Origin of the sequence: Burkholderia sp. E168m23 (assembly GCF_016586125.1) — a bacterium.
GTDB classification, from domain to species: domain Bacteria; phylum Pseudomonadota; class Gammaproteobacteria; order Burkholderiales; family Burkholderiaceae; genus Burkholderia; species Burkholderia orbicola.
The window spans coordinates 1-2,492 of the sequence record NZ_BCPP01001008.1; the positions used below are offsets into that span (position 1 = coordinate 1).

Below are 2,492 nucleotides of genomic sequence, written 5' to 3' on the forward strand. Positions count from 1 at the left end.
CTTACCCATCCCGCCTGTTGCCGTGCCCATCGCCTCTGGAGCCTGATAATGCAAAACCCTCGCTACGCGTCCCTGCGCCGCACGATCGCGGCTGTCGCCGCACTCGGCGCCTTTTCCGCGCTGCCTGCCGCTCACGCCGCGGATACGCTGTCCGTCGTGACATTCGGCGGCGCCTATGAAACGGCCGCTCGCCACGCATGGTTCGAGCCGTTCACTGCGAAGACCGGCACCCAGTTCCAGACCGAGTCGTACGACGGCGGCCTGGCCAAGCTGCAGGCCATGGAGCAGGCGAAGAACCCGACTTGGGACCTGATCGACATGGAGACCAACGACGCGATCAACGCCTGCGACGAAGGTCTGCTCGACAAGCTGGACAGCAAGACGATCGGCAACACGTCGGATTTCCTGCCGGGCGCGCTGCGCGAATGCTCGGTGGCCGCGATGGTCTGGTCGACCGTGTATGCGTACGATGCGTCCAAGCTGAAGACCGCCCCGACCCGCATCGCGGACTTCTTCGATCTGAAGAAATTCCCGGGCAAGCGCGGCCTGAGAAAGTCGCCGAAGGTCACGCTCGAATGGGCGCTGGTCGCCGACGGCGTGGCCCCGGCCGACGTCTACAAGGTGCTCGCGACCCCGGCCGGCGTCGACCGTGCGTTTGCGAAGCTCGATACGATCAAGTCGAACATCGTGTGGTGGGAAGCCGGTGCGCAAGCCCCGCAGTTGCTCGCGGACGGCGCGGTGACGATGGTGCAGGCCTACAACGGCCGCATCGACAGCGCCGTTCACCAGGACAAGAAGCCGTTCAAGATCGTCTGGGACGCGCAGGTGTACGACTATGAATGGTGGGGTGTGCCGAAGGGTGCGAAGCACGCCGCGGCCGCGAAGCAGTTCATCGCTGCATCGGCGCAGCCGCAGGCATACGCAGCTCTGTCGAAGTACATCGCTTACGCGCCGCCGCGCAAGGCATCGTTGCCGCTGATCGACAAGGCCCGCCTTGCCGACCTGCCGACCGCGCCCGCCAACTTCAAGCGACCGATCCAGATCGACGCGAACTTCTGGGCCGACAGCGGCGATGCGCTGACCAAGCGCTTCCAGACATGGCTCGGCCAGTAATGCGCCGCTCCATGACGTCGTAGTGGTATTACGCGACGCGTCCCGTGCCGGGCGCGTCGCTCCGGAGTCCCGATGAACAACTCGTCAATGCTTCCCATGACGGCGGCAGGCCCCGCGCTCGCGACAGAGCACGCCGTCAAATACCGGCAGGCGCGGCGCAAGGCGGCGTTACGCGCGCTGCTGCTGACGCTGCCCCTGCTCGTGTTCCTGCTCGCCACGTTCATCGCGCCGATTGCTTCGCTGCTGGCCCGCAGCGTGCGCAATCCGGAACTGTCCGGCGCGATGCCGTCGTTCGCGCAAACGCTGCGACACTGGGACGGCCACGGCGTGCCTGACGAACCGGTGTTCGCCGCCCTCGCCGGCGGACTGAAAAGCGCCGGCGACGCCGGCACGCTCGGCGACGTGGCGCGCCGGATGAACTTCTACCAGCCCGAGTTCCGCACGCTGCTGCTGAAGTCGGCACGCACGGTACGCGCTCAGGATGCGGTCATGGCATGGAAGCCCGTCCTGCTGGCCGCCGACGAGCGCTGGAACCAGCCCGAAACCTGGCGCCTGCTGAAACGCGCGGCATCGTCATGGACGCCGGACTATCTGTTGAACGGGCTCGACGCACAGGTATCCCCCGACGGCGCCGTCCATTCGGTGCCTGCGAACAGCGCGGTCTACCGCGCCGCGTTCATGCGCACGGTGTCGATCAGCGCCACGGTCACGCTGCTGTGCCTGCTGCTCGCGTACCCGGTATCGTGGCTGCTCGCCAACCTGCCTGCGAAGCAGGGCAACCTGCTGATGCTGTTCGTGATCGTGCCGTTCTGGACCTCGCTGCTGGTCCGCACGACCGCGTGGTACGTACTGCTGCAACCGGGCGGTGTGGTCAACCGCGTACTGCTCGCGCTGCATGTCGTCGATCATCCGCTGCCGTTGATCTTCAACCGCGCCGGTGTGCTGATCGGCATGACGCACGTGCTGTTGCCCTACATGATTCTCGCGATTTACTCGGTGATGAAAAGCGTGCCGCCGATCTACATGCGCGCCGCGCAATCGCTCGGGGCGCACCCGGTCGTCGCGTTCTTTCGCGTGTACGTGCCCCAGACGCTGCCGGGCATCGGCGCCGGGTGCTTTCTCGTGTTCGTGCTGGCGCTCGGTTATTACATTACGCCCGCCCTGCTCGGCGGCGCAGGCGACGAGATGATCAGCCAGCTGATCGCGTCGCAAACCAACGATCTGCTCAACTGGGGGCTGGCCGGTGCGCTGTCCGCGTATCTCGTGATCTTCACCGCCGTGTTCTATTTCATCTTCAACCGGCTCGTCGGCATCGACCGGCTCCGGTTCGGCTGACGCCCGGCGTCACTGGAGCCGCATCGTGTCCGTGAATCCCAACA

General features: G+C 65.8%; 2 protein-coding genes. Both read left to right on the forward strand.

Translation table 11 applies throughout. The features are described 5' to 3' along the window. The first annotated feature begins 48 nt into the window (after window positions 1-48). The gene (locus tag JMF90_RS33260; protein WP_175682243.1) at window positions 49-1,113 is read left to right on the forward strand and encodes an ABC transporter substrate-binding protein; all 1,065 of its coding nucleotides are present in this window, start codon (window positions 49-51) and stop codon (window positions 1,111-1,113) included. Between the two features lie 87 nt (window positions 1,114-1,200). Further along, complete coding sequence (locus tag JMF90_RS33265) at window positions 1,201-2,448, forward strand: ABC transporter permease (RefSeq protein ID WP_236593047.1); 1,248 nt, start codon at window positions 1,201-1,203, stop codon at window positions 2,446-2,448. Window positions 2,449-2,492: the final 44 nt, after the last annotated feature.